This window comes from Jiangella anatolica, from assembly GCF_003236295.1.
Lineage (GTDB): Bacteria > Actinomycetota > Actinomycetes > Jiangellales > Jiangellaceae > Jiangella > Jiangella anatolica.
In genome coordinates this window covers 1-466 of record NZ_POTW01000210.1, presented here as the reverse complement: position 1 = coordinate 466, position 466 = coordinate 1, and the positions used below count along the sequence as shown (strand labels likewise).

General features: G+C 62.7%; 1 protein-coding gene. It reads right to left on the bottom strand.

Annotated elements, in window-relative coordinates; translation table 11 throughout:
• Positions 1 to 48: 48 nt before the first annotated feature.
• A partial coding sequence (locus C1I92_RS33025; protein ID WP_146605394.1) for a LytR C-terminal domain-containing protein occupies positions 49 to 466 on the bottom strand: 418 nt, incomplete at its 5' end.

Below are 466 nucleotides of genomic sequence, written 5' to 3'. Positions count from 1 at the left end.
CACCTGACCACCATGGGAATCACCTGCCCGACCCGCCGAAAGTTATGCTCATTTCTTACATATGTTCTGCATTGCCGTTTTAGTCGTTGGTGTAACGCTCGGCTTGGCGGTTGGTGGGGAATTGGCCTTTTGCTGGCGTACTTTCAGCTGGTCGGAGCCGAGAATGAGCTCGATCCCCTCGATGTCCACTTCGCGGAGCTCGGCGCCCGGAATGGCCTCGGCCACGACTTTCGCCGATTGTTCCAAGCCTGCGCCGTAACGGATGACCGTTTTGAGGTAATCCTTGCGATTAGTGTTTCCGGGCTGCCCCGGCACCTTGAACCCGTACGCGACCAGCGCCGTCTTCGCGCGCGCGGCCAGGCCCGTGATGAGGGTGCCGTTCTTGACCTTGAGCGAGATCTCGCCCGGCGCGGGCGGTGAGGGCTTGGCGGACGCCGACGGCGAGGCCACGGTGGTCGGCGTGGGC